This window comes from Psychrobacter glaciei, assembly GCF_014652895.1.
Classification (GTDB): domain Bacteria; phylum Pseudomonadota; class Gammaproteobacteria; order Pseudomonadales; family Moraxellaceae; genus Psychrobacter; species Psychrobacter glaciei.
In genome coordinates, this window is sequence record NZ_BMZR01000004.1 from 13,965 (window position 1) to 40,605 (window position 26,641).

Below are 26,641 nucleotides of genomic sequence, written 5' to 3' on the forward strand. Positions count from 1 at the left end.
CACTTGGCTTAACGGCACTTGGCTTAACAACACTTGATGGAATTCAATTTTTCTGACTCTTCACATATACAGTCAACCTAAAATAACATCTACAACAAAAACCGAGTATAAGCCATACATGAGTATGGTCAGCGAGGTTGACGCTGTAGTGATTTTATTTTGGTCAGGCTGTAGCTAGCAACGCTCTTAAGAACTTCGCCATGTCTAACGCTCAACTAAATAACGCTGAACAGCCAAACGTCATTACCCCTGCCAAGATTCACTGGCAGATGGATGATACAGGTAATAAAGTGCCTGTATCGGGCGAGTTTGGTGATGTTTACTTTTCAAATGCTGATGGTTTAGCAGAGTCACGTCATGTGTTTTTAGCGCACAATCAACTGCCAGAGCGACTAGCAAACCTTGTAGAAAAGCAGTGCTTTACGATCGCTGAACTGGGTTTTGGTACTGGGTTGAACCTCTTAGCAACTTGGCAGCTATGGCGACAGCTGCGGGATATATACCCTCAATTAGCGACTGCTCGCCTGCATTTTATAACGACTGAAAAATATCCCATCCCGCTTGTAGATTTAACGCAGATCCTTGCCCTATGGGGACAGCGTGCGCCTGAGCTTGCTGAATTCATTGAGCCACTACTAACAGCATACCCACCTCTCATCGCTGGCTGTCATCGTCTAAACTTCTTTGAAGACAATCTAACAGTCGATATATGGTTGGGTGATGCTGCTGAAAGCTTAGCTAAACTGGCAAATAACGCTGCTAGCTTTCATGCGCCTTATGTTGATGCTTGGTTTTTAGATGGTTTTGCACCTTCCTGCAATAGTACCTTATGGACAGATAGTATTTTTGCACAAATGCAGCGTTTATCGCGACCAATGACCACCGCTGCCACATATAGCTGTGCCGGTATCGTCAAACGTGGGCTGCAAAACTGTGGCTTTCAGATTAAAAAAGTGAAAGGCTTTGGTCGTAAGAACGAAATGCTAACAGCGATCATGCTAGATACCATAAACTTAGATGCTAATAATAGTAAAGATATCACCTTTTACAATAATGCTAGCACCGCAGCGCCCGCCACAGACAACAATAGCGAGTCTGTCAAACTTAATGATAATCTGCCCGCCCATACCATTATTATTGGTGCTGGTGTCTCTGGGCTATTGATGGCTTGGTCGCTTGCCAATCGCGGTATTCAAATCACCTTATTAGATAAATCAGCCCCCTTAGCAGGCGCTTCAGGTAACCCGCGTGCCTTGCTCGCTCCCAAGATGACGCCCATTCATCATGTCGACGAACATCTGCATACCATAGGTTATCTTTATAGCAGCAGATTATATCGCTTGCTGAATGCAAAAGCTGAACAAGAAAGCGGGGCATCAATACTAGAGCCAACTGGCGCGCTTGATTTATTAATCAAGGCCAATATCGGTACAGAGCAAATCGCTGATTATCCTGACGACATGGCAACCACACTATCCTGCGAACAGGCGCAAAATGCGAGCGGCCTCAAAACACAAGATTTATCAGAGAATTTGTACTTACCACAGTCTGGCTTGGTAAATCCACAAGCATTGAAAGATACTATCTTGACGCATCCGCTCATCCACTTTCAGCAGTTAGACGTTACGAGTGCTAGTGAAACAGAAGAAAGTGTTTGTATTGAGGGCAATAATCAGGATAAACAGATAATATCCATTAGCGCTGATAATGTGGTAATTTGCGCTGCTTTTGAGAGTCATGAGCTGGACAAGCGTATTTTTGATTGCCGTAAAATTCGTGGTCAGCTTTCTTGGTTTACGCCCACAGTCGCACAGCTCACAAGCCTACCCAAAATTCCGCTCAAATATAGTGGCTACTGTGCATTATTTACCGCGCAAACAGATGATGAAACTTTAAATAATGTGATAGTGGGTGCGCCGTATTTATTACTAGGCGCGAGCTTTATACGTAATGATACAGACACGGATATTCGCGAGGAAGAGCATCAGATTAGCCGCGATAAACTAGTGACTGCCATTCCTGAGATGGACTCTGTCATTCCAACAAATCTCAGTTTGTGGCAAGGACGGGCGGGTATTCGCACTCAAACGCCTGATTATCATCCAATCGTTGGACAGTTAGATCAAAGCAAACGGATGTGGGTCATGAGTGCGATGGGTGCTAAAGGGTATGCCATTGCACCAATATGTGCTGAAGGGCTAACAGATATGATGTTAGGATCGTTTGCCCCCTTGTCAATGGCGATGCTTGCGCGCCTGTCACCAAATCGGACGCGTTTACAAACACCGTTGACTTAAAAAATCCAAATGATCTACCCGCTCATTAAAGCATTCTGTTTGGAGTCAGTTTGACTGTGCCGCTGGTAAATAGAGCACTAAGACTAGGAACGTGGCAAGGCATTTATTTATGTGAGCATCGAGACTATCTTTAAAAATATAATGGCAATAGAAAAGTCATTATTACCGTGAATACTTAATAAATGGTAGATTGTTCCTGACCATTTACTGTGCTTAAATAAAGCTCTCTTTACGGATATTCATCTCCTTATGAAAACCCATATATTTAACCCAACTAAACCTACCCTCTATTTTCAGGCTGTTTCTGCTATTTTTTTGAGTATCTCACTATTGAGTGCCTGTCAAAAAACACCAGAGCCTGAGACAGATAACGAGACAACCTCTGAAGTAGCAGTACAAACCACACCCGTGACTACCAATATTAATGTTGATACGGCCGCTAATAATGGTGAGGATACCGCAAAGCCTGAAGTAAATTCAGAACAAGATGTGAGCTTAACTGAGCTAGAAAACGACCTTGGCGCAACTGAGCCGTCAGTGAATAATGCTGGCATAGCGCCCAGTCCTGAACAAGCCATTAAAGGCGCGCAAATCACTGATGTCCGTTATAAAAATGCGGCTGGCGAATCACTCTCTGTCGTTTTTGAAACCTCGGCAGCGGGCGTGCTCAACGCTATCGTCACCTTACCGAACAAACCGAAAATGACTTTAAGCGCGCCTGAAGGTCAAGGCAATAACCCAACTTATCGATCAAGCGATGGCAGTATTCAGCTGGTCAGTCATGCGGGTGGCGGCACTATTGATCTTATTCGAAATAATAAAGTCACTAGCTTTGATGCTGTCAGTGCTGAAGCAGAGGTCATCACTGAGTAATATCTGAGACTGAATACTTATAAAAATTTGTCATAAAAAAGGCGACGCACGTTAATACTAGATAGTAACGTGTGCCGCCTTTTTTGGTCTTTTTACTTTCCTCTAGCCAAAACCAGTGGTCTTACCAAACAGACTCACGAGCCAGCTAATCATTGCCCACAGTCCCCAGCCAATCACCACAATGACCATTAAGCCGAGCATATCAGGGATATGTAAATACAACCAAGCAACGACTGGATTGCGCCAAAAAAAACCAAAGCGACTGCGCTGTTGCTTGTCTTCTAGTGATTGATGCAAAAACGGTCGATCCAGATGCATGGTTTCAGTGATGCCGTATTCGTCCTGTAGATGCTCATGCACGATACCTAAGGTTTTGCGACTGGGACGAATAAAGATATCGAGTAGCGTCCCAATACCAGGCACGATGCCAACCACCATATCAATGAGTGCCAATCTGACAGCTGGCGTCATTTTGTGCGCAGGCACACCCAGTTGACGACCTAATATAAAGGCATAGCTGGTTAACGCCAATCCTGCCAAATCTCCTGCCAACGGAATGGTCGAAAGCGCCGCATCGGCACCCATTCCTTGTTTGGTAAAAGGCACACGTACGAGCGAATCCATCGTATTAGCAAACTTGGCCAATTTACGCTCGGTCGCGATAACTTGCTCACGTGTCAACCCATGCTCGGCCAGCTTTGCCTGATAATCGATGACAGGTGCATTAGTATTGGTATCAGATAATTTTTTCGTTTTTAATCTCGAAAATTTATTGAACTTATCCATTAAAAGTCGTCCATATACAAGCGATTGCTATGAGAGCAAAGACGTAACGTCCCACCCATATATTGGCTAAAAATGCCTGAAAGCAAGTCAAAGCATTGCGACTGGCACAAGCGCTGTTTTGTTTGGAAAACATCATCGCCACTAACGCGAGCCCAAATACTGGTGTTATGCCTAACGTTGTCGGTGCAAAATAATGCCACATGACCGCGCCCATGATCAATAAAAACAGCATTTGGAGTATTGATATGATAATCACATCATAACGACCAAATAATATTGCCGTTGATTTGACCCCAATCTGCAAATCATCCTCGCGGTCAGCCATGGCGTACTGAGTATCATAGGCCACTGTCCAGCACATATAGGCGCTAAACAACAGCCAGCACCAAACATCAGGAGCACCTTGTACCGCTACGTAAGCCATGGGTATCGCCCAGCCAAAAGCCGCTGCCAAAAACACTTGCGGAAAATGGGTAAAACGCTTCATAAATGGATAAATGAAAGCCAGTATGATCGCACCAAGCGACCAATAGAACACTTCAACGGGCAGGAAAAACAGCAGACTGGCACTGAGTAACACCAATACTAAAAAAGCAGCGATTGCTTCTTTAGCAGACAGACGCCCATCAGCGAGCGGGCGTCCCTTGGTGCGGGTCACATGACCATCCACCTTACGATCGGCAAAATCATTAATCGCACAACCTGCCGCCCGCATAAAAATCGCGCCGAGGGCAAAAAGCAAAAATATTTTAAGACTTGGCAGACCTGCCGTCGCTCCGTTCTGCTGCGCCTGACCCATGGCGGCCAGTAGCACACCCCATAGCGTCGGCCACAGTAACAGCTCAATACCCACAGGCTTATCAAAGCGCGTCAGCTGCATATAGGCATATAGCTTTTCTTTAAAACTCAAAGCGGAGTGAGTGTTAGTCATTGCAGTGTCATCTCTAAATATTCAGTATCTGAGCGTAATATCTCTACGCGTGTCCATTAAGCTTATTAAATAAGTAGACTTGTCATCGTCAAAAACCCATCAAACAAAATAGCCATCAAAACGTACGGCTTCATTATGCCAGCTTTCACTTGCTGGCTGATGCGCAAGTTGTGGTGCAAGTTGTGGACGCTTAACAACCACACGGCCCTGTACTTGTGTGTTTCGCCCATTCTGATGGACGACGGCTTGCGCACTTTGTAGCAATTGCAGCTCTTCGTCTGCTGTGGGCGGGAGCGCTAATTGGTGTAGTGCTTGCATATGCTTGCCTACTTTAGCGCCTTTACCTGTCTTGCTATCTTGATAGCTATTCTCTGGAAACATAGGATCCAAATAAACCACATCGATCAGCTTACTTTGGTCAGCTGCCGATACATTATTCAAGCTGTCAAAATAACTGAGCGCATCGTTATTGATAATCTGCAAACGGCTCATCAGCTTTTGCCAATTTGCTAGCCCACTCATACGCTGCTGTTCTACTAACAATAACAATGCCATCAAGGGCTGCTGCTCTAGCATAATGACCTGTGCACCCGTGCTGGCCAATATCAAGCTGTCATGACCAAAACCAGCCGTCGCATCAATGACTATACTATCCGATGTGACTTTGGCCGCTTGCAATAATAGCTCAGACTTACGCCCCGCACTCACTACACGGCGTTGTAATTTATCCCATTCTGGCGCAACGCTCAATCCATCACTCAGCCATGAAAGCTTGTTTTTCTCATCTAACAAGAGAATAGGTTGAATTGATGTCTGGCTTAATTGCTGGCGACGTTTCTGATTGAGCTTATCAGTAAACAGCTCAATATCTAGAATAATTGACAGTTGATGTACAGCGATCAGCGCTTGTATGCGCTCGACTTGGGCTTGCTGAGACTCGCTAACGTAGAGAAGTTGGCAATGCATCATAAAGGTACTAGCTTTTTTAGACTCTTGCTGTAAAACGGTCATAACTGCTCCACCCTATTTACTGCTTCTAAGGCTAAAAAATATAGTGAAAATCTAGCCAGCCATTTGATAGCCAAAACCCCAAGCAGCGACCAAAACGATGACGCCAGTGATGATACGTAGCCATGCAAATATTTTGAAATCACGACGACTGACCCAAGCGACTAGCAGGCGAATGCAAAGTAAAGCCACCACAAATGATACGATCGTACCTATGCCTAAAACCAGCCAGTCTGCACTATTAGTCAACACATCGTGGTGCTTGAGCAAATCCAATAATGCCGCACCGACGATGACCGGAATACCCAAAAAGAAGGAAAACTCAGCGGAAGCTTTACGAGAGACACCCAACCATAACGCACCAATAATCGTCGCACCTGAACGTGATGTCCCCGGTATCAATGCCAGACATTGCAGCAGACCTATCATCAACGCTGTTTTTAGACTAACGTCTTCTGCTTCTTGCGCAATAATCACTTTAGGACGATTTTCTACATAGAATATCAGTAGACCACCGATAATCAGCATAATCGCCACGACGATAGGATTAAACAAATAGGCTTTGATTTCGTCAGCGAAGGTAAAACCAACGATCATCACCGGAATAGTCGCAACAATTAAGCTCAATCCAAGCTGTCTTGGATTACTCATGCCTTCTGCTTTACCGGTCAGTAGACCCATAAGCGCTTGCCATAGTCTGCCCCAGTAATCATAAATGACCGCTAAGATAGCACCAAGCTGCACAACTACCACAAACAAATCGACCTTTTCTTTGGTCCAAAAGCCCATCAAATCCGCTGATAAAATCAAGTAGCCAGTACTAGAGATGGGTAAAAATTCAGTGATACCTTCAACGATACCCATGATGACAGCTTGAATTAATAAAATGATATCCACGATGGCTTTCCTAGATACAGACCTATTGGTTAGTACAGTTTTTAGTGTGTTGTTATATTTTACATAGCGTTAAAAATAATAGGGATTGACTACGCTTTACCTTGCTCTTTAAGGGTTTTCCACGCTTGATTACGAAGATACTTTGGTAGAGCTTGCGAGGCTTCTGTGCCACCTGTCGCTATGAACTGAGCAATACCAAGCTGCCCTATCACAGTAGCGTCAGGGTGGATATCTGCCTGAATTATCTGACCGTCATATAATGCTAATAGCGACGCACCATTACCAGCGATAGGAATATTAAGCACTGTCTGGCTGTCATAATCGAGCAGCTGCTCGGTATCTTCACCATTTTCTTGATTAACCGCCTGCATCAGATTATCTGTTGCAACATATTGCCCAAAATAAACTTGCTGCATACGCGCATCAAGGGCGCTATACACGTCGGTCACACCATATTTCTGATACGCCGCTTGCGCAATCGCTTGTAGGCTTGAGACACCCACACAAGGAATATCATGGGCGACAGACAATGCTTGTACCACTGCCGTATTAATCCGTATACCGCTAAAGGCACCAGGGCCACGGTTAAATATCAAGGCTTGCAAATCAGCAAGGTTCAGCTTAGCCTCTGACAAAGCGGCATCAATCATCGGCAGAATTTGCTGGGTTTGCTGGCGTTTACCCGTCTCCGTATGACTCGACAGCACTTGACCGCTGGCATCTAAAATCGCGATCGAACACTGATCAAACACGGTATCCATTGCTAAAAACATCTTCACCTCAGCCTATTCGCTTAGCATTATAAAACAGCGCCTATCATAGCATTTAGGATAAGCAAATTTTATGACTTTCTGCGTTTTTCATACTTAATCCATCAGAATGTAGCAGACATAAAAAACCCCAAGGCTATTTTTGCCATGGGGCTGTCATTAAAACGGCTTATTGATCCGAGCAGATATTAATTAAAAACGCTTTTTAAAATCCTTTGGTGCTTGATGTTGCATTTCTTGCATTTGCTTTTGCATCTCTTCAGTGCTTGGCATGTTGTTTGGATCCAGACCCATCTGTTTGGCCATTTGTTGTGGGTTAACGTCTTTAGCACCGCCTTGCTGACCACCGCCACCAAATAAAGGACCGCCACCGCCGCCACCAGCACCGCCGCCACCCATTAACCCTTGCATAGATTTCATCATTTTACTGATGCCTTCAGGCTTGGAGATCATTTTCATCATTTTTGCCATTTGCTTGTGCTGCTTGAGCAAACGATTGACGTCTTGAATCTCGCGACCAGAACCAGCAGCGATACGGCGCTTACGGCTCGGATTAATCTTATCAGGGTTTTTACGCTCAAATGGTGTCATCGAATTAATCAACGCTTCCATTTCACGCACTTTCTCTTCTGGCTTGGCATCTTCAACCGCTTTTTGCATATCTGAGCCGCCCATACCTGGCATTTTATCTAAGAAACCTGCCATGCCGCCCATGCTTTTCATTTGTTGGAACTGAGTCAAAAGATCCTCAAGGTCGAAATCACCGCCCTTTTGCATTTTTTTCGCCATTTTTTCGGCTTTATCACGGTCGATTTTTTGCTCGACTTCTTCAACCAAACTCAGTACGTCACCCATACCAAGGATACGCTGGGCAATACGTTCAGGATGGAATAGCTCTAACGCGTCTAATTTTTCACCGCGACCTAAAAACTTAATCGGCTTACCGGTAATGGCGCGTACAGAAAGCGCCGCACCGCCGCGAGCATCGCCGTCCGTCTTGGTTAAGATCACACCCGTCAATGGCAACGCATCGTTAAAGGCTTTGGCAGTATTGGCTGCATCTTGACCCGTCATCGCATCGACGACGAATAAGGTCTCAGATGGATTGACCGCTGCAGTTAACGCCTTAATCTCATCCATCATATTGTCGTCAATATGCAGACGACCAGCAGTATCAATAATTAGAATATCTTGATACTGAATCTTGGCTTCTTCGATAGCGCGTAGTGCGATATCAATGGGGTTTTCATCTGTACTTGAATTCACAAACTTAGCATTCACTTGACCAGCCACTTGCTCAAGCTGGGCAATCGCTGCCGGACGGTAAACGTCAGCCGAGACTAGCATCACCTTTTTCTTATGACGCTCTTGTAAAAATTTGGCCAATTTACCAGCGGTTGTGGTTTTACCCGCCCCTTGCAAACCGGCTAGTAAATAAACCACTGGTGGCTTACCTGTCATTTCAAGCTGCTGATTGGCGCTGCCCATCATTTCCGTCAGCTCATCGTGGACGATTTTGACAAAGGCTTGCCCCGGTGCCAACTCTTTGAGCACTTCTGCACCAAGCGCTTGCTCTTTGACGCGCTTTACAAAGTCACGGGTGACTGGTAGCGCCACGTCGGCTTCTAGCAGCGCCATGCGCACTTCACGCAGCGTGTCTTTGATATTGTCTTCAGTCAGTTGCCCAGTCCCTACGATATTGCGTAGGCTCGACGATAAGCGTTCTGTTAAGGTATCAAACATAAATAACTCTCAGTTAAAATAATTCGCAATTAAAATAATTGTTAGGTAAACCATGCCAATGGCTTATAAATAATATTAGGGTGTGTTTTTACGTTAATGGTCGCAATTTAAGCAAATAAAACAGCATATTATCAATACTATAGCATTAAGGTGATTAAAAACTTATAGACGTTTTGCAAAATAGTTGCTGGGTAAACTCATCAGTTACCGATACAAGATCTTATTTATCATGCCATCGCTCAGCATTTATGAGGAATAAATAAGATGACACTCAATTGGCTGCCATTTTATGATAAATTGGACGATTATTCTAATCATTCTGACACGATCACTTTAGCATTATATTGAGCGGCTATTTTACGCTCATAAAGAGATGAGGCTTTTTACCTGTGCACCTTGCATTCTTACTTGCTAGTATGGCTTATATCATCGTCAGCTTCCACATTGGCTGGGCGCTTATTCAGGATAAACCTATCCATAAAAGCATCAGTTTGGGCTTGCTATTGGTCGGCATGCTCGCACACGCGACGCTACTCTATCCGTACGTCGTTACCTTATACGGGCTAAATTTTAATTTATTTAATGTGTTTAGCCTGACCAGTCTGTTTTTCTTATTCTTTTATGTGCTGTTCTGTCTTTATCGCCCCATTCTTAGCCTCGGAATTTTGGCAGCACCGACTGCCCTGATAGGCATGACGATCGGCTATATAGGCCGCGCTCCTTATCAACCGCTCACGGATATTAGCGTTGGTCTTGAGGCGCATATTTTATTATCACTGGCCGCCTATTGTGTGCTGCTGATGGCAGCGCTGCAAGCGCTATTTTTGCGGCTACAAATCCGTGAACTTAAGCATCAAACTATCCATCGCTTTTGGGTCAATAAACTGCCATCACTGCAAAGTATGGAGAGTCTATTGTTCGATATGCTGTTGGTAGGATTCGTCCTACTTAGTATTGCTCTGGGCATTGGCTTTATTTATGTAGAAGACTTGATGGCACAGCATATTGTGCATAAGACCGTGTTTAGCCTGCTGTCTTGGTTATTATTTGGCGCGCTACTATTCGGTAATTGGCGCGCTGGCTGGCGTGGTAAGCGTGCGGCCAACATCACCATTTATGCCTTTATCCTACTGGCTATTGGCTTTGTCGGCAGCAAATTTGTGTTAGAGATGCTTTTATAAACTTAGCTTTAAAACCGTAGTGTGCTTAAAAGTGGAGCCGCCAATATTATTATTTAATACTACTGGCGGCTTTTTATTAACTCTATTTTTAATGCTTTCTTCTAACTCTAAAACCGCTCTAATTAAAAACCACTGTTTTATTTCCAGTCACAATGACGCGATTTTGCACATGCCAGTTGACGGCACGTGCCAACACATTGCGCTCGATATCACGACCAATAGCCCGCAACTCTATCACACCTTGACGATGCGTCACACGGTGCACATCTTGCTCAATGATAGGCCCTTGATCCAATTCTGCAGTGACATAATGCGCAGTCGCACCGATAAGCTTGACGCCTTTATCATAAGCTTGACGATACGGGTCAGCACCGACGAAGGCTGGCAAGAACGAATGATGGATATTGATAATTTGCATCGGCCAACGCTTCACAAAATCAGACGACAATATCTGCATATAGCGCGCCAATACTAGCAAGTCATTGCCTGCCATTAGCTCATGAATCTGCTCTTCTGCCTCGGCCTTATTGTCCTTGGTCACTGGCACATAATGAAAGGGTATACCAAAGTTTTCTACCGCTTGGCGTAAATCTTCATGGTTGCTAACGACAGAGGTTATCTCGCAATCGAGCAATCCACGCTGATGGCGCCATAACAAATCTAATAAAGCGTGATCAAACTTTGAGACCAAAATACCGACTTTGGTTTGAATGGCATTATCGTGTAAGCGCCAAGTCATATTGTGACGCTTGGCAACCGTATGCCCAAAGCTGGCTTCAAAATTATCAATGATGTCGCTTAACCCTGATAGCGCAAACTCTAAGCGCATAAAATACTGTCCGCCTTCATGAGCGGTTGAATACTGATCAAGAGTAATGATGTTGCCACCATAGCGATGAATAAACTCGGATACCGCTTGCACGATACCGGCTTGATCTTTACATTTAATCAAAAGAGTAGCGGTATCAATGGCAGGGTTAACAGAGGTATTATTAGAAGATGAAGCTGTTATTGTGGTATCTGATGTCTTATTACTTAACATAGTGCGCCCAATCTAAAAAATAAATCAAAATTTACTACTGGTTTTAGAATCTATTCGTAGTATAAGAAAACCGCTATTTTAGTCGCTTTTACGATATTTTGCTGACTGAGTTGGTTTTTTTTAGTTATTAAGATTCATAACGTAAAAACCCCCAACGCGAGGTTAGGGGTTCGTTCTAAAGCCTAAAGCAACTATCCAATAGTATAAGTATAGCTAGTTACATTGCCATTTGGTGAAGTGGCAGTAATCTTAACCTCATCCGTTGCCTGACAGTTTTTCAGCTTAAAGGTTGTAAAAGTACCCAAGTTATCACCCGGCATACCAGTTGCTAAGTTAGCAGGTACTTTAGTAACACCTGATAGGGTAGCCTCACAAGTATTGTTTTTGCTTTCTACACTAATGTCGCCTACAGGTGGATTTACAAACCTTGAAGAAACACCTTGACCTCTACTGTTTGTGGTTATCGTATACTCTATTTCTCCAACTTTTACGATTACCGTTGATCTCGGGTTAGCATCTGCTACTTCAATCACATATCCATTTTCTACCGCAACAATTTTAGCTGTTGGATCTGCTGAAGTTTGATCAATGCCTGCACCAGTTATCGTTGTACCAGAAGGCATAGGATTTAAGTCGTAAAAACCACCGCTATTCACTCTGAATGATATTAATGTGTCACTACTAAAAATAGCTTGAGGTGTTCGAACTGTAAAATTACCACCTTGATCTAAACTTCCCACAGTGAAACGCGTATCGTTACCGTTAGACAGCAAAGTAACAGCTTGATAACGTACTACCGTATCTAAATCAGTGTTACAGCTATTCACTTTGTTAGGTGAAACAAACTCATTGATATACCTAGATTCGTACTGACGCTTTTTCAAATCAGACAATGATGGAAATTTTAAATTGATGTACTTATCAATATTATTTTCACATGCATTGCTTGCCCCAGTTGTCAGTGGATAAGTAAACTCACCAACCTGAAAATCTCCGCTTTCATTATCGTCACGGAATGTATCACCGATATTATGAACTAATATATCAACACCTTCATCCCAAGCATTGTTTTCGTTCATATCGATATAATCTTTTTCACCTTCAGCAACTGCTAATATGCTTACTCGCCCATCACCTGGACGCGGGTTTTGCGTTGTAAAGGTGACATCACAGTTGCCATCAACTGTGGCACAGCTAGATGTAATCTTGCCACCTTCTGCAGTGAAATTAATGACTGTACCATCTGGCACAGCATTACCGTTACGATCTACCATTCTTGCATTAATTTGAGCACTATCACCATCATAAGACCAGTCTAAAACGTTCTTTTCCCATGAGAGACTGAGGCCTGTCTGAGTAACTCGTGAGCTTGCTACTGTGATATTTTTTGATAAAGCATTTATTAAGGGGTCATCTACTAAAGATACTTCGATCTCTACTGGACCAGGCGTCGTACCAGGGAAGATAGGAACAACAACCTGACCACTTGCATCAGTTGTTGTTACATATGACTGTTGGTTTCTATTTGGTCCAAAAGTAAGACCAAAAGGTGATTTTTCTAAAGATACTCTTACTTGTTCATTTGCAAGCGTAGTGGCTCCAGAATATACAGTAAATTCAGCTTGCCCTGTAGAGGATGAGCCACTCCCGCGAATACCTAGACTTACATCACTAGAAGTATAAATAATTGAAGTAGCTTCAGCAGATGCGACAATCACTGTAGTTGATTGTGTGGAATTGCCAGTCGTTGCAGATATTCGGACATTTCCACTACATAATGTTGTATCTAAATTAATAGCTTTAAAAACTGCTTCAACCATTCCTTCACTATCAGACGTGACTTGTTCTGGTATTTGACCACAGCTGCTATTAAGGTTTACTAAGACACCACTTAAAATACTCCCCGCCTGATCAGTTACTTTCAAGCTGATAGGCGTTTGACCTCCTGAAGCCAAACTATTGGATCCAACTGTTATTGCTGATAAAGAGACGTTCGTCGCTTGAACTGAAAACGTGGTATTGGCTGTGGCAGACTGCTGCTCATAAGTCGCATTTGCTGATATAGTATATGCGCCCGAAACTTCTGCACTACTAGGTTTCAAGAATATTTGCGCTATGCCTTCTGCATCTGTAAGAACTGAGCCTGATGTCGTTTGAGAAAGCTCTATACCCTCTGCATCAATATCAAAAGCAACTTTTGCATTTATAATAGGGTTTTGAGTATCATCAACTACCTTTATCTTATAATATGCGCCTTCTAAACTAACTGAATTTATGACATTGCCATCAGCGTTAAAGAGTGCACCTTCAACAATATTGATGTCTCCAATAGTTTGTTCCCCACCGTCACCACCACCCGTCCCAGGTTGCGTCACACCCAAATCAGGTTCTGGTGCGACCGTATCAGTACCACCGCCGCCACAGCCTGCTAGAGTTAAAGCCAATGTTAGCGCTGTAAATTGAAATAGTTTAGAGCTAAGTGGTAATGAGCTATATGACATGTTCTGAACTCCGCATGAGCAGTAATTTTTTCGAGCAAATAAGTAAAATAGCATTACACAGAATCATAATAGATTGGCAATGATACATAGATTTACATTAAAGCCAGTTGTATTAACAGATTGTATTAATTTTATAACAGCAACTTTACTGACTTTTGTTATAACTTACAACTAAAAATTAACCTTTACCGTTAAATAATCAATCACATAGTTCCCTCATTTCAGGTATAATAGCTCGCGTTGAAGCAGACAATTATCATAAAAATATTTGAGTATTCATTACTTTTATGGTATAAATGTCGGCTTTAAAATTTTCTGAATTGGTTAGCCTGTTATTTGCCTTTAGATGACAGTCATATCAGCTCAACCTTCATATAGTTTTGTTTGGTGCAAAGCTGCCGCTTGCTGTGTCCATGCCGCAAATACGTGCAACTTGCCCAGACTGGTATGAGAAAAACTCATACCTCATAGATTAGGAGTTCGCCATGTCTAGAGTTTGCCAAGTGACTGGAAAGCGCCCTATGGTGGGTAATAATGTTTCGCACGCAAACAACAAAACCCGTCGTCGCTTTCTACCAAACCTTCATAACCATCGTTTTTGGGTAGAGTCTGAAAATCGTTTTGTACGTCTACGTGTGTCTACCAAAGGTATGCGCACCATTGACAAACTTGGTATCGATAAAGTGTTAGCAGATATGCGCGCACAAGGTCAAAAAGTATAAGTGACGACTGGCAGCTTAAGGACATCGATTATCTTTGTTACTTAAGCTGCCATTCTGCTACATTTATTGTAGCCACTTAATTTTTTAGATCCGTACCTATCGTTTGAAGACCCCTCATTTACAGGAAAGCTATCATGAGAGATAAAATTAAGTTAGTATCAACTGCTGGTACTGGGTATTACTACACCACTACCAAAAACAAGCGCACTATGCCTGGCAAAATGGAAATCAAAAAGTTTGATCCAAAAGTACGCCAGCATGTGATCTTTAAAGAAGCTAAAATCAAATAATTGCTGTTATTTGAACAAAAAAAGGGTATATCAATTGATATACCCTTTTTTTATTGCTGACGTTTTGACTATTTGTGCTTAACTTGCCTTACTAACTTGCTCGCTATTATTAATAGCCATACAGAGATAGCTATGCAGATTAAATTAACTATAGTGTGTTGGCTCTTTATCATAGACATGCGCATGCCATTGGCTCATCTGCTTTTGCATAATGACCTGAATCGCTGCATGAATCATGTGCTGACCTATCGCTTGCGTATCACTACCAAGCAACTCTTTTAGTTTTTCAGAAAAATCAATGGTCATCAACGGCGCTTCATCTTGTTCAGCGTCACGCAATAACAATCGACCATCATCCGCCTCTACTAGCTCGAGTGTGGTCTCTTTGGCAAATCCTGCAAATTGATCGGTACTTTCGTTGTCTACTTCTATTTCATTATCAATGTCGTATGGCATTCACGTTATCCTTATTATCCCGTTTATCGCTGCAAAGAAACCCTAATAATTCATTTAATAAAGCTAGCATTTGACAGTAACGCGGGTAAAACTATCTTACTCATACAATGGACGCTTTGACCTTAGAATTCAAGGGCTGTCACGCAAGTCTTACATATCAATGCAACTTTCGCCTGCTGACGCTGCAAACCAATTAACGCCAATAGCGTAGTTTTGCGATGGTGAATAAGAAAGCCACAAACATGCCAAGGTAATACATGAGCTTTAACTCTAGCGTTGGATCTCGATATTTAAATGGCAAGGCAACGGTGGCAGTAGCAGTCGGAAATATCAACAGCATAAGCAGCCAGTTTTCGATGACATTTAGCCAGCCTTGAAAATCTGTACCATGACGCAGTGATGCCAGCCCTAACAGCAGACACGCGATAATTAAGCTGGTAAATAAACCATTTGGTAAGTCTTTTGGATAAATAATGTTAGCAATCTTGGTCGGTATGATTCGCATGTAAAATTCCAGTCATGCTTATAGAGCATGACTTAATGATGAAAAAGTGTGTAAAAACCGCTTATGAAACATATTGCCATATTAGGGTCTGTTGAACATTCATAAGGTTATAGCTATTCAGCAACCTCATCTTAGCGACTAAAAAATTAACTATAAGTGCCCATCAACCATAGTATCGATATACAAGAGGTTAAATAGCCCAAGCTAATCGCATTCCAGCCTTCTATATGTGTGCCTTTGACCTTGTTAAATATGCGTGACCCTATCCAGAACAACAGCGGAATACCTAGCATAAATGCAGGCACGATGACCGCAGCGTGGCGTAATACTTCGCCAGTATCATCACCTACCATGAGACGAAAGCCGTAACCTGCCAAGCTTAAGACAAGCGCAAACATAGCCAAGCCAATGGTAATACCTTTGGGTACTAAGCTGCGTTGCTGCGCTGTGCTTGCCACTGGTTCAGGTGACGCTGACGAGTTGATTGAATTTTTTGTGTCCATATTTCACCTACCTTTACGGAACTTGCTGTTAGGCATCGTTATAAGTTATACAGCACATGTTAATACTTTTTTGCCCCAGTGGTACTGGGTCAATTTTGCTATCACGTCATACGGCAGTTATTAGCAGTTATTAGCTATTATTGGCCAATGCAAGCTCTACACGCATGGCATCGATAGCAGCCTTATAGTCTTCTTGGTTAAATATCGCAGAACCAGCGACAAACATATCAGCGCCCGCTTCAGCGATGGCTCGGATATTACTGGCTTTGACACCACCATCGACTTCTAACCTGATATCACGACCACTGGTAATGATTCGTTGACGAACTTGGCGCACCTTGTCCAAAGTACCTTCAATAAACGACTGACCACCATAGCCAGGATTGACACTCATCAGTAGAATCTGATCCACTTTATCCATGACATAGTCTAAATAATGTAATGGCGTCGCTGGGTTCAATACTAAGCCACATTCAGCACCGCCATCTTTGATGAGCTGCAACGAACGATCAATGTGTCCACTGGCTTCTGGATGAAAAGTAATAATGCTCGCACCTGCTTCCAAAAACTGCTCAATCATACTATCAACAGGTGACACCATCAGATGTACGTCGATAGGTGCATCAATGCCATAGTCACGCAGTGCCTTACAAATCATACTACCAAACGTCAAATTGGGTACGTAATGATTATCCATTACATCAAAATGAATCACATCGGCACCTGACTCTAATACCTTTTCAACTTCTTCGCCTAAACGTGCAAAATCAGCTGAGAGTATCGACGGTGCAATAAGATATGGTTTAGAAGGACTGATCATAATTGAGCTACCTAATTTTGTTGGAATAAAAGAATACTAAGAACTGACTTAAAAAACTTAAGCCTTTAAAGCAATAACCTTAAGGAATTAAACCACTAGCGCTGTTTATATTGGGTTTTACAATAAGCACGACCAACGCCAAAATCTCGTTTCGCTTGATGTTTGGTAGCACGGTTGCTCACGCGCTGACGCCATAATCGAAAGGACGACGGCTTTAGCTCTTGGCGCATGAGCTTAATCACGCCAGCTTCATTAAGACCGTAGCTATGCTCGATCGCGCCAAATGGTGTTCTGTCTTCCCATGCCATCTCTATCACTCGCGAGACTTGGGTCTCATCAAGCACTCTATCACCAGCGTCATTGATATTTTTTGCGATGAACTCATCTGAGTTAGCTTTAGAGACTTGGTTGCCATTTTCAGTAATACTGGTGCGTTGTTTATTTTTTAGAGCCGCATCCATATCAGCTTGCATAGTCGCGAGTGCTGATTGCGCATTTTTAGACTCTGGATGAGTGTCACTTATTGAATGGGTGTCACGTATTGAGTTCGCATCGGAATTAGATGCTGTTAAATCTTGATAACTTGCCATAATTTTACCTTTTAAACATTAGCGCGTGTTGAGCGGCTTAGTGAAAAGAGTTCGATATCGACGCTTAGCTAAGTTGTGCCATGCGCCAATGATGTTCGATATGGTCGTTGATAATGCTCTGAATAAAATAATAACTATGGTCATGACCTGCCTGATAACGCAATGTTAAAGGCTGCTTGGCTTTTGTACAAGCGTCTTGAAGTTTGGCTGTTTGCAGCTGCCCTTCTGCTAAAAAATTATCCGCAGCGCCTTGATCGACCAAGATGCTGGCATACTGTTGACCGACCTTTTCGATCATCTTCGATGCATCGGCTTGTGACCATAGTGATTGGTCTTCACCAAAATACTCAGTATAGGCAGCTTGCCCCCATGCCGATTCACTAGCGGCACAGACAGGTGATAAGGCGGAGACACTGACAAACTTACTTGGGAATTTAAAACCTAACAGTAACGCCCCGTGACCGCCCATGGAGTGTCCAGTGATACCCATGCTATGAATGGGAAATTCTGAGCGCAGCAAATCGTATAGCTCATCGACGATGTAGCTTTGCATATTGAAATGCTCTGCCCACGGCTGTTGTGTCGCATCCACATAGTAGCTTGCGCCCTGACCGACAAAATAGCGCTCATCGTTCGGCACTTCACCGCTGTCACCGTCACTGCCGTCACCAGTTTTAGGAGAGGTATCTGGAGCAATAAATATCATACCAAGCTCGCTACATTTTTGTTGAAAATGCGCTTTATGGGTGACGTTATCGGCATTACAGGTCAGACCAGATAGATATAAAACGGCAGGACATAACCGCCCTGCGAGCGCTTCATCAGGCAGATAAATACTGAACGTCATCGGCGTTTTCGTCGCTGTCGATTGATGACTATAGTAATGCTGCTCGCCGTCAAAGCAACGGTTCACACTCTTTTGTGTGAGCTGGCTGTTAGCAGACAAGCTTTTATTATAAGTATTGTTCATGAGTAACTTCCTCTTTATCCAAGGTAAAATAAACGATGGCCTATAAAAAGCGCTTTATAAGGCAAAAAGCACATTGATAACAAGTCAAATAGCGCTCAAATTTTAATCAATATCACTGGTAGCATCCACTGGCAAGTTAAAGGTACTGTTGGAAGCGGTGTTTGCAGTATTACTGGGTAAAATATTAACGGTGGTAGAACCCGCATTATTCGTAATGCTAGCGACTGGTGGACGGGTTTTATCAAACAATACTTGCTCAAACGCAGGTAGCGCCGTCTCCATTAGGCTACCAATCACCATCTGTGGCTCTGATGGCTCAAAACCCATCACACTTTCGCGCTCAGTCACTCGTAAGCGGGCATCCTTAAAGGCGGATTCAAAGCTGGTATTTTCACGCAGGCTTTCAGCAAAGAACGCTTGCCCAAAATAAGTCATTTCTGCCGTATTGGTGCAGCCAAACGAAGCTTTATCAGCTGCTGAGGCAGTAATCACCACTGTGGTCGGTGAGGCCAATTCATCGATGAACGAGCCTGAGTAACACGCTGATACGACGATGACACGCCAGCGAATACCTGAAGCATCCAAAGATTCACGCAACCAGGTGGCATCTAAATTATCTATCGCAAGTGGTGGATTCGCCAATTGCACAATATCTTCAGTACCGTGTGAGGATAGCGTGAGAAACAGCACATCTTCATCGGCATTCATCTGCCGACCAATTCTTTTTAAGCCGCGCAAAATACTGGTCTTAGTCGCAATTGGTTCATCGAGCCAGCTGTACTGATTATTAATGAGTGAGAGCGAATGACCGCTGGTGCCAAAGCGCACATCGAACAGCTCACGTACTTTATTAATCTCGGAGCGAAAAACATTTTGATCAGAGAACCCAGCCACACCCATAAAGTACCAGTCAGTCTTGCCATCGATACTTGGATCAATGCCATCAAGCGCTTGTTGCAACAGACGTGGCTGCTCGTACAATGCAGCCTCTTCTAACACCGGTTCTACAGGAATTTGCTTGAATATGGGTTGATCAGCGACATTACGCTGCCAGATAGTCAACAGTGCCACTGCGCCTACCAGCACAATAATACGCTCCCACCATGGTGTGCGCATGCGACGAGAAAAAATCCACAATAAGGCAAGCGTCTGCCATAAGAACAGCACTAAAAACAGAATGGGTAAAAATGAATAACTCCAGTCCGGCAGCCAACCATAACTGCCAAAAAACTGCACCAGACTTTGTAACAATGCCGACAAGGTGTCAGCAACCAACCATAGCACCACAGGCACAAAAACCAGCGCTTGATTGCCCGCTCGCCGTGCCAAAATAATGCCACTCAATAAAATAATCATCGGCCAAATGAGATAGCTGACCAATCCTTGCTCATTAAAAATACTGCCGCCTTCAGCAGCCAGCCATGAGAAAAGCACGTTGCTACCAAGTGCCAATAGCGCGAAGACTGCAAACTGAATAAAGGTGGGCTTAACCCAAGAAAACGCGCGCGTTGACCCCACTAGCATCCATAAAGTTGCGATAATATTGGCAGCGAAATTGAGTGAAAAGCGCTGAAGCGATACGGTTTTTAGCGACGTAAGTGACAAAGACTTAGACCTCTAGCCAGTCGAAAGAAATAAAGTGAATCAATGATAAGTATTTTGATGCAGCAGCCGTTCAATGTTATTTGTTTACATTTTTTGCGCGGCTTACACACAGCGACGTTATGTTTGATTCACTATAGAATAAGCAAAAAAACGAATAATATGAGTCAATAGTATGGCTCGCCAATCTAACGCGATTGTAACGGATTGTCGGTCAAGAGGATAAGGCTGATTTGTAAAAAATCGCTCAAATCTGACCGAAAATCAATTAAAAAAAGGAGGCCTTGAATACAAGACCTCCTTCTATATCAACGACTCAAAACTATCTCATCAATAACTCATTGACACGTTTTAGGTAAGCGGCTGGATCGTCTAATTGACCGCCATCTGCTAGCAATGCTTGATCAAAGATGACTTGCGCCAGCTTGTCAAAATCGACGTCAGATTGCTCGCTACCCTCTAACTTCTTAATCAATGGATGATCAGGGTTGACTTCAAGCGTTGGCTTACTCGCTGGCACATCTTGACCCATTTGCTGGAGCATTTGAATCATTTGCGGCGACAACTCACCTTCACCAACGACCAAACAGGCTGGGCTATCAACCAAGCGCGTAGACACTTTCACGTCTTTCGCACGCTCGCCTAACGCTGCTTTTAGCTTATCAACCACTGGCTTCATGGTTTCTTCGGCTTTTTCGGCTTCGGCTTTTTCGGCTTCGTCTTGCAAATCACCCAAATCAACCGCGCCTTTGGCGATATTTTGTAGCGGTGTCTCATCAAATGAGGTTAAGAAGTTCATCGCCCATTCATCGACACGGCTGGTCATCAAAATAACTTCGATGCCTTTCTTCTTGAACAACTCAAGCTGTGGACTGTTCTTTGCCGCTGCCAAATTATCAGCCGTTATGTAATAGATGGCCTTTTGACCGTCTTTCATGCGCGCTTTATAGTCTTCAAAGCTGGTCATCACACTGTCTTGCGTGCTGGTCGCATAACGTAGCAATTTGGCAATACGTTCTTGATTGCCCATGTCCTCGCCCACACCTTCTTTGATGACATCACCAAACTCAGCGTAGAACTGCGCGAACTTCTCTTGCTTATCACTGTCTTCGCTATTGGCCAAACTTGCCAGCAAGGTCAAAATACGACGCGCATTACCATCACGGATAGACTTCACATCACGCGATTCTTGCAATAGCTCGCGACTGACGTTCAATGGCAAGTCAGCTGAATCGATAACTCCTTTGACAAAGCGTAGATACATCGGTAGCAACTGCTCAGCCTCGTCCATAATAAAGACGCGCTTGACGTAAAGCTTGAGACCATGCTGCTGCTCACGAGTATATAAATCTACAGGCGCTTTTTTAGGAATGTATAGCAGCTGCGTATACTGAACGCGGCCTTCGACACGGTTATGCGTCCACGTCAGCGGTGCATCCATATCATAGGAGATGTTTTTATAAAAATCGACATATTCCTCATCTTCAATCTCAGAGCTTGAGCGAGTCCACAGAGCACTGGCTTTGTTGATGGTTTCCCATTCGTCAGTCAGTACCATTTCGCCGCCAGCAGAGGCTTGTGCATCAGCGCTGTCAGTTTCGTCATCGGCTACATCTTCTTGCCAAACTTCTTTACGCATTTGAATCGGTAGGCTGATATGGTCAGAGTATTTATTCACCAAGCGCTTGATTTTGGCGCGGTCTAGATAGCTGTCTTCACCTTCAACGTACTCTTCTTTTAGATGCAACGTGATGGCAGTACCACGCGCGTCTTTGGTGATGGGCTCAACGGTAAAGCTACCAGTGCCATCGGATACCCAACGTACGCCTTTATCTGCAGGCTCGCCCGCTTTGCGTGATTCTACGCTAATCGTATCTGCCACGATAAAGCCTGAATAGAAACCAACACCGAACTGTCCGATTAATTGACCTTCTTGCTTTTGCGACTCAGAAAGCTTGTCTAAGAACGCTTTAGTGCCAGACTTAGCAATCGTACCTAAGTTTTCGATGGCATCCGCTTCATTCATACCAATACCATTATCGGTAAAGGTGATGGTTTTAGCATCTTCATCGATAGCAATACGAATTTTTAACTCACCATCGCTTTCATAAAGACTGTCATCATTGGTGCCTTCAAAACGCAGCTTATCGCAGGCATCAGAGGCATTAGATACTAGCTCACGGACAAAGATATCGGCATTAGAATATAGCGAATGCGTCACCAAATGCAGCAACTGTGCCACTTCCGCTTCAAACGTATGTTTTTTTAATTCTGGATTCAGACCTTTAGCTTGAGTTGCTTCACTCATAAAACACTCCTTTGAATTCTATTAAGTACTTATTATAAAATAACGATGAACCTGCCAAGACCGCTTTAATAGCATTATCAAAGCTAGCCTGTTGGATACCGTTAAGCTGTTTATACTAATAGGGGCAGCAAAGAAAATTTCAAGCGCAAAAGGGTTATTCAATAAAAAACACCGTCTTAGTTTGCGAAGGCGGTGTTTTTTATGAGCCATATACTCACATAATCATTTAAAAAGGCATATAGTCAAGTCTATATAAATCCGCTACATCGTCATCCTCGCTAAGCATGCTAATGTATAACTTGCACTCGGTTTCCTTGTATCGAAATTATATTGAACTTTATTCTGAGTAAGCTTCTATCAATAAATCCCAAATAGTCGTTAGCTTATTTGAAAAGTGAATATATGTTTTCATAGTAACCTTCAGTGCAGTAATATTGTCTTGATAGACACCATTACAACCGATTACTATAATTCTGTAAAATATATTAAATCTATATTTTTGTTTTGTTTTTTAAAACAATAAAATTACTCAACATTTAACGTGGCATCGGACGAATGGTCAAAATCTGCTCGCTGCGACCAAACGGGCCATATATATCGTGCAACACTGCGCTGGTCACCCCAATCCCATCAGCGCCATACTGTTGTACCGCGTCAATGCCGAGCCAACGTCCTTGCGGCGCGCGATGCATATGAATCTGCAAATCAGTATTGGGAAACATCCACTCCAACGTTGATAGTCCGAGACCAAGTCGTGGCACGACGCCATTGGCAGTATCGACCATGCCCAATAAATGCACCAAATCATTCGTCAGTTCGCCCTCGACCATCCCAACATCATTGGTGATCCAAACCATACCACGCCCAGCGCGACGATCAGCATCAGTGACTAAGCGCACTGTTTTAATAAAACCACCTGGCCAACCTTTCATACCATCCCAGACTGCCAAGTCTTCAGGTTGGTACTGTGCCTTTTGATCCTCCAGCCCTGCAATCTCGCTGGTGTCTTGAGTCATCAGTCGCCATGCACGAGCAATAATAGCATCACGGCCACGACTGCTCAGCACCGACTCAACCAGCTCAATGGTTCTACCCGGACGAATACAACGGGTAGTAACAGTAAACTCATCGAGCGGTATGAGTCCCAAAATGTCGAGACTAATACGGGCAATTCTCATATTCTCTTGTGGAGCGAACCTACTAAGCTCAGCGGTTAGTAATCCTGTCGCTGGTGCCATATGCTGCTCGTGCTCATTCCAAGCGCCTTGGGCATGCTTGGTGGGCTGATAGTGTGCAATCATTACACCATCGTCTTGCTGTTCACGTTTGATAAAGTTGTAATAAGCTGACATTAACCATCCTTAATGTTGTCCCAAATCTTGCTCATTCATCCAGTATTTTTTAACTGTTGTGAGACGTGGTTATGGTTGTATAAAAAAGTTATGCGTTACCAGAGCCTGTCAATCACTTCCTAGTAATTTTTAGGCGTGGCTTACCTTTATTGTTTATTTAGTAAGCTCTTGCTTTCTCATATTGAGCAACGTGCGACTCTTAGCCATTATAAAGAGGAAAAAAGCCATGATGGCAATGAGCGCACCATATAAGACACTATAATCTTTCATAAATTGTGCCGTATTAAGCATAAGCATCAATACCAAAATAACAATCACAAACATATTAATTTTCAATTGCTTATTAATGTCATCGACTGTGGCTTCGGCCAATACGAACTTTTTTTTGTGCTTTTTCATGTTACTTACCTACTTGCGTGACCGGAATACGTAAGGCTTTGGGCAGACTAAATATGACATTCTCTTCGATACCTGACAGCTCACTTGGCAAATCACCGCCCCAATCTTGCAACTGCTGTAGCACCTCTTGAATCAGTACTTCTGGCGCTGAAGCCCCTGCGGTGACACCCACATTCTCTACGCCGTCAAACCAGCTACTGTCCATTTCGCTGGCGTTGTCTATCAAGTAAGCACGGCAATTCATCCGCTCTGCCAATTCACGCAAACGATTTGAGTTTGAGGAATTTGGCGAGCCTACCACCAATACTATCTCGCAGCGACTGGCCAAATCTTTGACCGCATCTTGGCGGTTTTGGGTGGCATAACAGATATCATCTTTACGCGGCCCTTCGATACTAGGGAATTTGTCGCGCAGTGCATCGATGACGCGTGCCGTATCGTCCATCGACAAGGTCGTTTGGGTAACAAATGCCAAACGCTCACCATCCTGCACAGTCAGCTTTTCGACATCGGCTTCATTTTCGACCAAATGAATCTCTCCACCATGACGACGGTTAAACCGCCCCATTGTGCCCTCAACTTCAGGATGTCCAGCATGACCAATCAACACCGCATCCATACCATCTTGGGCAAATTTAGCGACTTCGATATGTACCTTAGTGACTAGCGGACAAGTGGCATCAAAGACGGTCAGGTCACGACGAGTCGCCTCATCTTCGACCGCTTTTGAGACCCCATGCGCCGAGAAAATAACGATTGCACCATCAGGCACTTCGTGAAGCTCTTCGACAAATACCGCACCGCGATTGGCCAAATCCGAGACCACAAATTTATTATGGACGACCTCATGACGGACATAAATAGGGGGCTCAAAGCGGGTCAATGCTTCGTTGACTATCGCAATCGCGCGATCGACACCAGCGCAAAAACCACGTGGATTGGCAAGATAAATTTGCATAAGATGGCCTATCATTAGATAATTTGTATTTATCGCTTAACGTCAAAAGCTTAACGTCAAAAGTTGGGATGCATTCAATACGCTACTTTAGCATAATTTGCTTTTATTGCCTTTTAAAATACCACCGTCTCAGTCGCTATAGACGCAGTCGGTCTTTAAAAAAACAAAAGTGTCAAAAGCAGTTTATAATTAGGCAGTGGTTATGGTTTCTCTAACCTTACATGATGGCATTTTATATTTTTACCAGCCTTTGATGCTTTGGCGGTTCACTACCATATCTTTTCGTCTTTTATTAGCACACACTTTATTAGGGCACACCCCATTAGGACACTTTGTATGACAGGTTCATTATTTATTATTACCGCTGCCTCTGGTACGGGCAAGACCTCACTGGTGAAACAGCTACTTGCCACCACCAATGACTTGACCGTCAGTGTCTCCCATACGACTCGCGTCCCGCGTCCGGGTGAAATTGATGGTCATCATTATCATTTTACCGATGTCGATAAATTTGTGACTGCCATCGGCGACAATAAATTTTTGGAGCACGCCGAAGTGTTTGGTAATTATTATGGCACCTCAGAACAAAGCGTACGTGCGCAATTAGAGGCCGGTGTCGATGTGATTTTGGAGATTGATTGGCAGGGGGCGCTACAAGTCAAAAAAATATTTACTGACGCGACGATGGTCTTTATTCTGCCCCCAAGCATTGCCACGTTACGCCAGCGCTTGTCGACTCGCGCGCAAGACACGATAGAAGTCATAGAGCAGCGCTTAGCAGGCGCAGTGACTGAGATGGCGCAATACGTAAATTTTGATTTTGTCATAATTAATGATAATTTCGAAGTCGCTTTGACTGAGCTAAAAGCCATTATCGTCGCTGATAGACAGACGCTAAAACGCCAACAGCAGCGTTATCATCGTACGATTAGCAACTTGCTAAGCAATAAAGTACAAGAGTAGGGTTATTACTGCCTGTCAGTAGGGTTTAATTTGGCAAGCAGACATAAAAAGCAACCACCTACCTAGGCAAAAAATGCTACAATGTCTAGCTATTCCCCTTTATATTTTTGATATTATTTTTATTTGAGTGACGGACTATGTCTGTGACTAATAAAAACAACCGAGGTAGCTATT

26 protein-coding genes are annotated in these 26,641 nt (G+C 43.5%); 7 read left to right on the plus strand and 19 right to left on the minus strand.

Going from position 1 to position 26,641, the window contains the following annotated elements; genetic code table 11:
- Positions 1-200 precede the first annotated feature (200 nt).
- From mnmC2 to IE130_RS09945, 3 genes are all read left to right on the plus strand, one after another.
- Positions 201-2,297: a tRNA (5-methylaminomethyl-2-thiouridine)(34)-methyltransferase MnmC2 gene (mnmC2, locus tag IE130_RS09935; protein WP_189585351.1), complete on the plus strand. Its 2,097-nt coding sequence runs from the start codon at positions 201-203 to the stop codon at positions 2,295-2,297.
- A 35-nt stretch (positions 2,298-2,332) separates the two neighbouring features.
- Positions 2,333-2,431, plus strand: a complete 99-nt coding sequence (locus IE130_RS14415) for a YjbQ family protein (RefSeq protein ID WP_373299674.1) — start codon at positions 2,333-2,335, stop codon at positions 2,429-2,431.
- A gap of 115 nt (positions 2,432-2,546) precedes the next feature.
- A complete protein-coding gene (locus tag IE130_RS09945; protein WP_189585353.1) occupies positions 2,547-3,170 on the plus strand; it encodes a hypothetical protein in 624 nt (207 codons plus the stop codon).
- A 102-nt stretch (positions 3,171-3,272) separates the two neighbouring features.
- Here IE130_RS09945 and IE130_RS09950 read toward each other — a convergent pair whose 3' ends face one another.
- The 6 genes from IE130_RS09950 to ffh all read right to left on the minus strand — a co-directional run bounded on the left by IE130_RS09950 (position 3,273) and on the right by ffh (position 9,305).
- The gene (locus IE130_RS09950) at positions 3,273-3,956 is read right to left on the minus strand and encodes a DUF4112 domain-containing protein (protein WP_189585356.1); all 684 of its coding nucleotides are present in this window, start codon (positions 3,954-3,956) and stop codon (positions 3,273-3,275) included.
- Positions 3,949-4,887: a 4-hydroxybenzoate octaprenyltransferase gene (gene ubiA / locus IE130_RS09955; RefSeq protein ID WP_189585359.1), complete on the minus strand. Its 939-nt coding sequence runs from the start codon at positions 4,885-4,887 to the stop codon at positions 3,949-3,951. The genes IE130_RS09950 and ubiA overlap by 8 nt, the downstream gene beginning before the upstream one ends.
- Positions 4,888-4,986: 99 nt before the next feature.
- Positions 4,987-5,898 (minus strand): class I SAM-dependent methyltransferase, encoded by a 912-nt coding sequence (locus tag IE130_RS09960; protein WP_189585362.1) that lies wholly within the window; start codon positions 5,896-5,898, stop codon positions 4,987-4,989.
- 51 nt (positions 5,899-5,949) lie between these two features.
- Positions 5,950-6,792 carry an undecaprenyl-diphosphate phosphatase gene (locus IE130_RS09965; RefSeq protein ID WP_189585365.1) on the minus strand — a complete coding sequence of 281 codons (843 nt, stop codon included), beginning with the start codon at positions 6,790-6,792 and terminating at the stop codon, positions 5,950-5,952.
- 89 nt (positions 6,793-6,881) lie between these two features.
- Positions 6,882-7,565, minus strand: a complete 684-nt coding sequence (gene tsaB, locus IE130_RS09970) for a tRNA (adenosine(37)-N6)-threonylcarbamoyltransferase complex dimerization subunit type 1 TsaB (RefSeq protein ID WP_189585368.1) — start codon at positions 7,563-7,565, stop codon at positions 6,882-6,884.
- Between the two features lie 189 nt (positions 7,566-7,754).
- Positions 7,755-9,305: a signal recognition particle protein gene (gene ffh / locus IE130_RS09975; RefSeq protein ID WP_189585371.1), complete on the minus strand. Its 1,551-nt coding sequence runs from the start codon at positions 9,303-9,305 to the stop codon at positions 7,755-7,757.
- Between the two features lie 389 nt (positions 9,306-9,694).
- Here ffh and IE130_RS09980 point away from each other — a divergent pair, with 389 nt between their 5' ends.
- Positions 9,695-10,486 (plus strand): cytochrome C assembly family protein, encoded by a 792-nt coding sequence (locus IE130_RS09980; protein ID WP_010201396.1) that lies wholly within the window; start codon positions 9,695-9,697, stop codon positions 10,484-10,486.
- Between the two features lie 118 nt (positions 10,487-10,604).
- Here IE130_RS09980 and purU read toward each other — a convergent pair whose 3' ends face one another.
- Positions 10,605-11,528 (minus strand): formyltetrahydrofolate deformylase, encoded by a 924-nt coding sequence (gene purU / locus IE130_RS09985; RefSeq protein WP_227676193.1) that lies wholly within the window; start codon positions 11,526-11,528, stop codon positions 10,605-10,607.
- A gap of 191 nt (positions 11,529-11,719) precedes the next feature.
- Positions 11,720-14,029: an Ig-like domain-containing protein gene (locus tag IE130_RS09990; RefSeq protein WP_189585375.1), complete on the minus strand. Its 2,310-nt coding sequence runs from the start codon at positions 14,027-14,029 to the stop codon at positions 11,720-11,722.
- A 485-nt stretch (positions 14,030-14,514) separates the two neighbouring features.
- Here IE130_RS09990 and rpmB point away from each other — a divergent pair, with 485 nt between their 5' ends.
- Both rpmB and rpmG read left to right on the plus strand, forming a co-directional pair.
- A complete protein-coding gene (gene rpmB / locus IE130_RS09995; protein ID WP_010201401.1) occupies positions 14,515-14,751 on the plus strand; it encodes a 50S ribosomal protein L28 in 237 nt (78 codons plus the stop codon).
- A gap of 134 nt (positions 14,752-14,885) precedes the next feature.
- Positions 14,886-15,041, plus strand: coding sequence for a 50S ribosomal protein L33 (gene rpmG / locus IE130_RS10000; RefSeq protein WP_010201403.1), 156 nt, complete (start codon positions 14,886-14,888; stop codon positions 15,039-15,041).
- A gap of 144 nt (positions 15,042-15,185) precedes the next feature.
- On the opposite strand, the gene IE130_RS10005 is transcribed toward rpmG, so the two are convergent.
- The 11 genes from IE130_RS10005 to ispH form a co-directional block, all read right to left on the minus strand.
- Positions 15,186-15,497, minus strand: a complete 312-nt coding sequence (locus IE130_RS10005) for a hypothetical protein (RefSeq protein ID WP_010201404.1) — start codon at positions 15,495-15,497, stop codon at positions 15,186-15,188.
- Positions 15,498-15,690: 193 nt separating this feature from the next.
- The gene (locus IE130_RS10010; protein ID WP_010201409.1) at positions 15,691-16,002 is read right to left on the minus strand and encodes a hypothetical protein; all 312 of its coding nucleotides are present in this window, start codon (positions 16,000-16,002) and stop codon (positions 15,691-15,693) included.
- Between the two features lie 146 nt (positions 16,003-16,148).
- Entirely contained in the window at positions 16,149-16,505 is a 357-nt protein-coding gene (locus IE130_RS10015) for a hypothetical protein (protein WP_189585377.1), read from the minus strand.
- A 130-nt stretch (positions 16,506-16,635) separates the two neighbouring features.
- Positions 16,636-17,325 (minus strand): ribulose-phosphate 3-epimerase, encoded by a 690-nt coding sequence (rpe, locus tag IE130_RS10020; protein WP_189585381.1) that lies wholly within the window; start codon positions 17,323-17,325, stop codon positions 16,636-16,638.
- Between the two features lie 95 nt (positions 17,326-17,420).
- Entirely contained in the window at positions 17,421-17,669 is a 249-nt protein-coding gene (locus IE130_RS14240) for a TIGR03643 family protein (protein ID WP_227676205.1), read from the minus strand.
- Between the two features lie 310 nt (positions 17,670-17,979).
- Positions 17,980-18,885 (minus strand): S-formylglutathione hydrolase, encoded by a 906-nt coding sequence (fghA, locus tag IE130_RS10030; RefSeq protein WP_189585387.1) that lies wholly within the window; start codon positions 18,883-18,885, stop codon positions 17,980-17,982.
- A gap of 102 nt (positions 18,886-18,987) precedes the next feature.
- Entirely contained in the window at positions 18,988-20,490 is a 1,503-nt protein-coding gene (locus tag IE130_RS10035) for a C13 family peptidase (protein ID WP_189585390.1), read from the minus strand.
- A 319-nt stretch (positions 20,491-20,809) separates the two neighbouring features.
- Entirely contained in the window at positions 20,810-22,795 is a 1,986-nt protein-coding gene (htpG, locus tag IE130_RS10040; RefSeq protein WP_189585393.1) for a molecular chaperone HtpG, read from the minus strand.
- 536 nt (positions 22,796-23,331) lie between these two features.
- Positions 23,332-24,147 carry a thioesterase family protein gene (locus IE130_RS10045; protein ID WP_189585396.1) on the minus strand — a complete coding sequence of 272 codons (816 nt, stop codon included), beginning with the start codon at positions 24,145-24,147 and terminating at the stop codon, positions 23,332-23,334.
- Positions 24,148-24,300: 153 nt separating this feature from the next.
- Positions 24,301-24,546 carry a hypothetical protein gene (locus IE130_RS10050; protein ID WP_189585399.1) on the minus strand — a complete coding sequence of 82 codons (246 nt, stop codon included), beginning with the start codon at positions 24,544-24,546 and terminating at the stop codon, positions 24,301-24,303.
- A 1-nt stretch (position 24,547) separates the two neighbouring features.
- A complete protein-coding gene (ispH, locus tag IE130_RS10055; RefSeq protein ID WP_010201433.1) occupies positions 24,548-25,504 on the minus strand; it encodes a 4-hydroxy-3-methylbut-2-enyl diphosphate reductase in 957 nt (318 codons plus the stop codon).
- A 336-nt stretch (positions 25,505-25,840) separates the two neighbouring features.
- On the opposite strand from ispH, the gene gmk reads away from it, so the two are divergent.
- Positions 25,841-26,467: a guanylate kinase gene (gmk, locus tag IE130_RS10060; protein WP_189585402.1), complete on the plus strand. Its 627-nt coding sequence runs from the start codon at positions 25,841-25,843 to the stop codon at positions 26,465-26,467.
- Positions 26,468-26,641: the final 174 nt, after the last annotated feature.

Coding starts and splice junctions, on each gene's coding strand:
- IE130_RS09950 (WP_189585356.1), bottom strand. CDS start 3,956: ATGGATAAGTTCAATAAATTTTCGAGATTAAAAACGAAAAAATTATCT.
- fghA (WP_189585387.1), bottom strand. CDS start 18,885: ATGAACAATACTTATAATAAAAGCTTGTCTGCTAACAGCCAGCTCACA.
- rpmB (WP_010201401.1), top strand. CDS start 14,515: ATGTCTAGAGTTTGCCAAGTGACTGGAAAGCGCCCTATGGTGGGTAAT.
- rpmG (WP_010201403.1), top strand. CDS start 14,886: ATGAGAGATAAAATTAAGTTAGTATCAACTGCTGGTACTGGGTATTAC.
- rpe (WP_189585381.1), bottom strand. CDS start 17,325: ATGATCAGTCCTTCTAAACCATATCTTATTGCACCGTCGATACTCTCA.
- IE130_RS10045 (WP_189585396.1), bottom strand. CDS start 24,147: ATGTCAGCTTATTACAACTTTATCAAACGTGAACAGCAAGACGATGGT.
- gmk (WP_189585402.1), top strand. CDS start 25,841: ATGACAGGTTCATTATTTATTATTACCGCTGCCTCTGGTACGGGCAAG.
- tsaB (WP_189585368.1), bottom strand. CDS start 7,565: ATGTTTTTAGCAATGGATACCGTGTTTGATCAGTGTTCGATCGCGATT.
- purU (WP_227676193.1), bottom strand. CDS start 11,528: ATGTTAAGTAATAAGACATCAGATACCACAATAACAGCTTCATCTTCT.
- ispH (WP_010201433.1), bottom strand. CDS start 25,504: ATGCAAATTTATCTTGCCAATCCACGTGGTTTTTGCGCTGGTGTCGAT.
- ubiA (WP_189585359.1), bottom strand. CDS start 4,887: ATGACTAACACTCACTCCGCTTTGAGTTTTAAAGAAAAGCTATATGCC.
- ffh (WP_189585371.1), bottom strand. CDS start 9,305: ATGTTTGATACCTTAACAGAACGCTTATCGTCGAGCCTACGCAATATC.
- IE130_RS09990 (WP_189585375.1), bottom strand. CDS start 14,029: ATGTCATATAGCTCATTACCACTTAGCTCTAAACTATTTCAATTTACA.
- IE130_RS09960 (WP_189585362.1), bottom strand. CDS start 5,898: ATGACCGTTTTACAGCAAGAGTCTAAAAAAGCTAGTACCTTTATGATG.
- IE130_RS09945 (WP_189585353.1), top strand. CDS start 2,547: ATGAAAACCCATATATTTAACCCAACTAAACCTACCCTCTATTTTCAG.
- IE130_RS10010 (WP_010201409.1), bottom strand. CDS start 16,002: ATGCGAATCATACCGACCAAGATTGCTAACATTATTTATCCAAAAGAC.
- htpG (WP_189585393.1), bottom strand. CDS start 22,795: ATGAGTGAAGCAACTCAAGCTAAAGGTCTGAATCCAGAATTAAAAAAA.
- IE130_RS10015 (WP_189585377.1), bottom strand. CDS start 16,505: ATGGACACAAAAAATTCAATCAACTCGTCAGCGTCACCTGAACCAGTG.
- mnmC2 (WP_189585351.1), top strand. CDS start 201: ATGTCTAACGCTCAACTAAATAACGCTGAACAGCCAAACGTCATTACC.
- IE130_RS10005 (WP_010201404.1), bottom strand. CDS start 15,497: ATGCCATACGACATTGATAATGAAATAGAAGTAGACAACGAAAGTACC.
- IE130_RS10050 (WP_189585399.1), bottom strand. CDS start 24,546: ATGAAAAAGCACAAAAAAAAGTTCGTATTGGCCGAAGCCACAGTCGAT.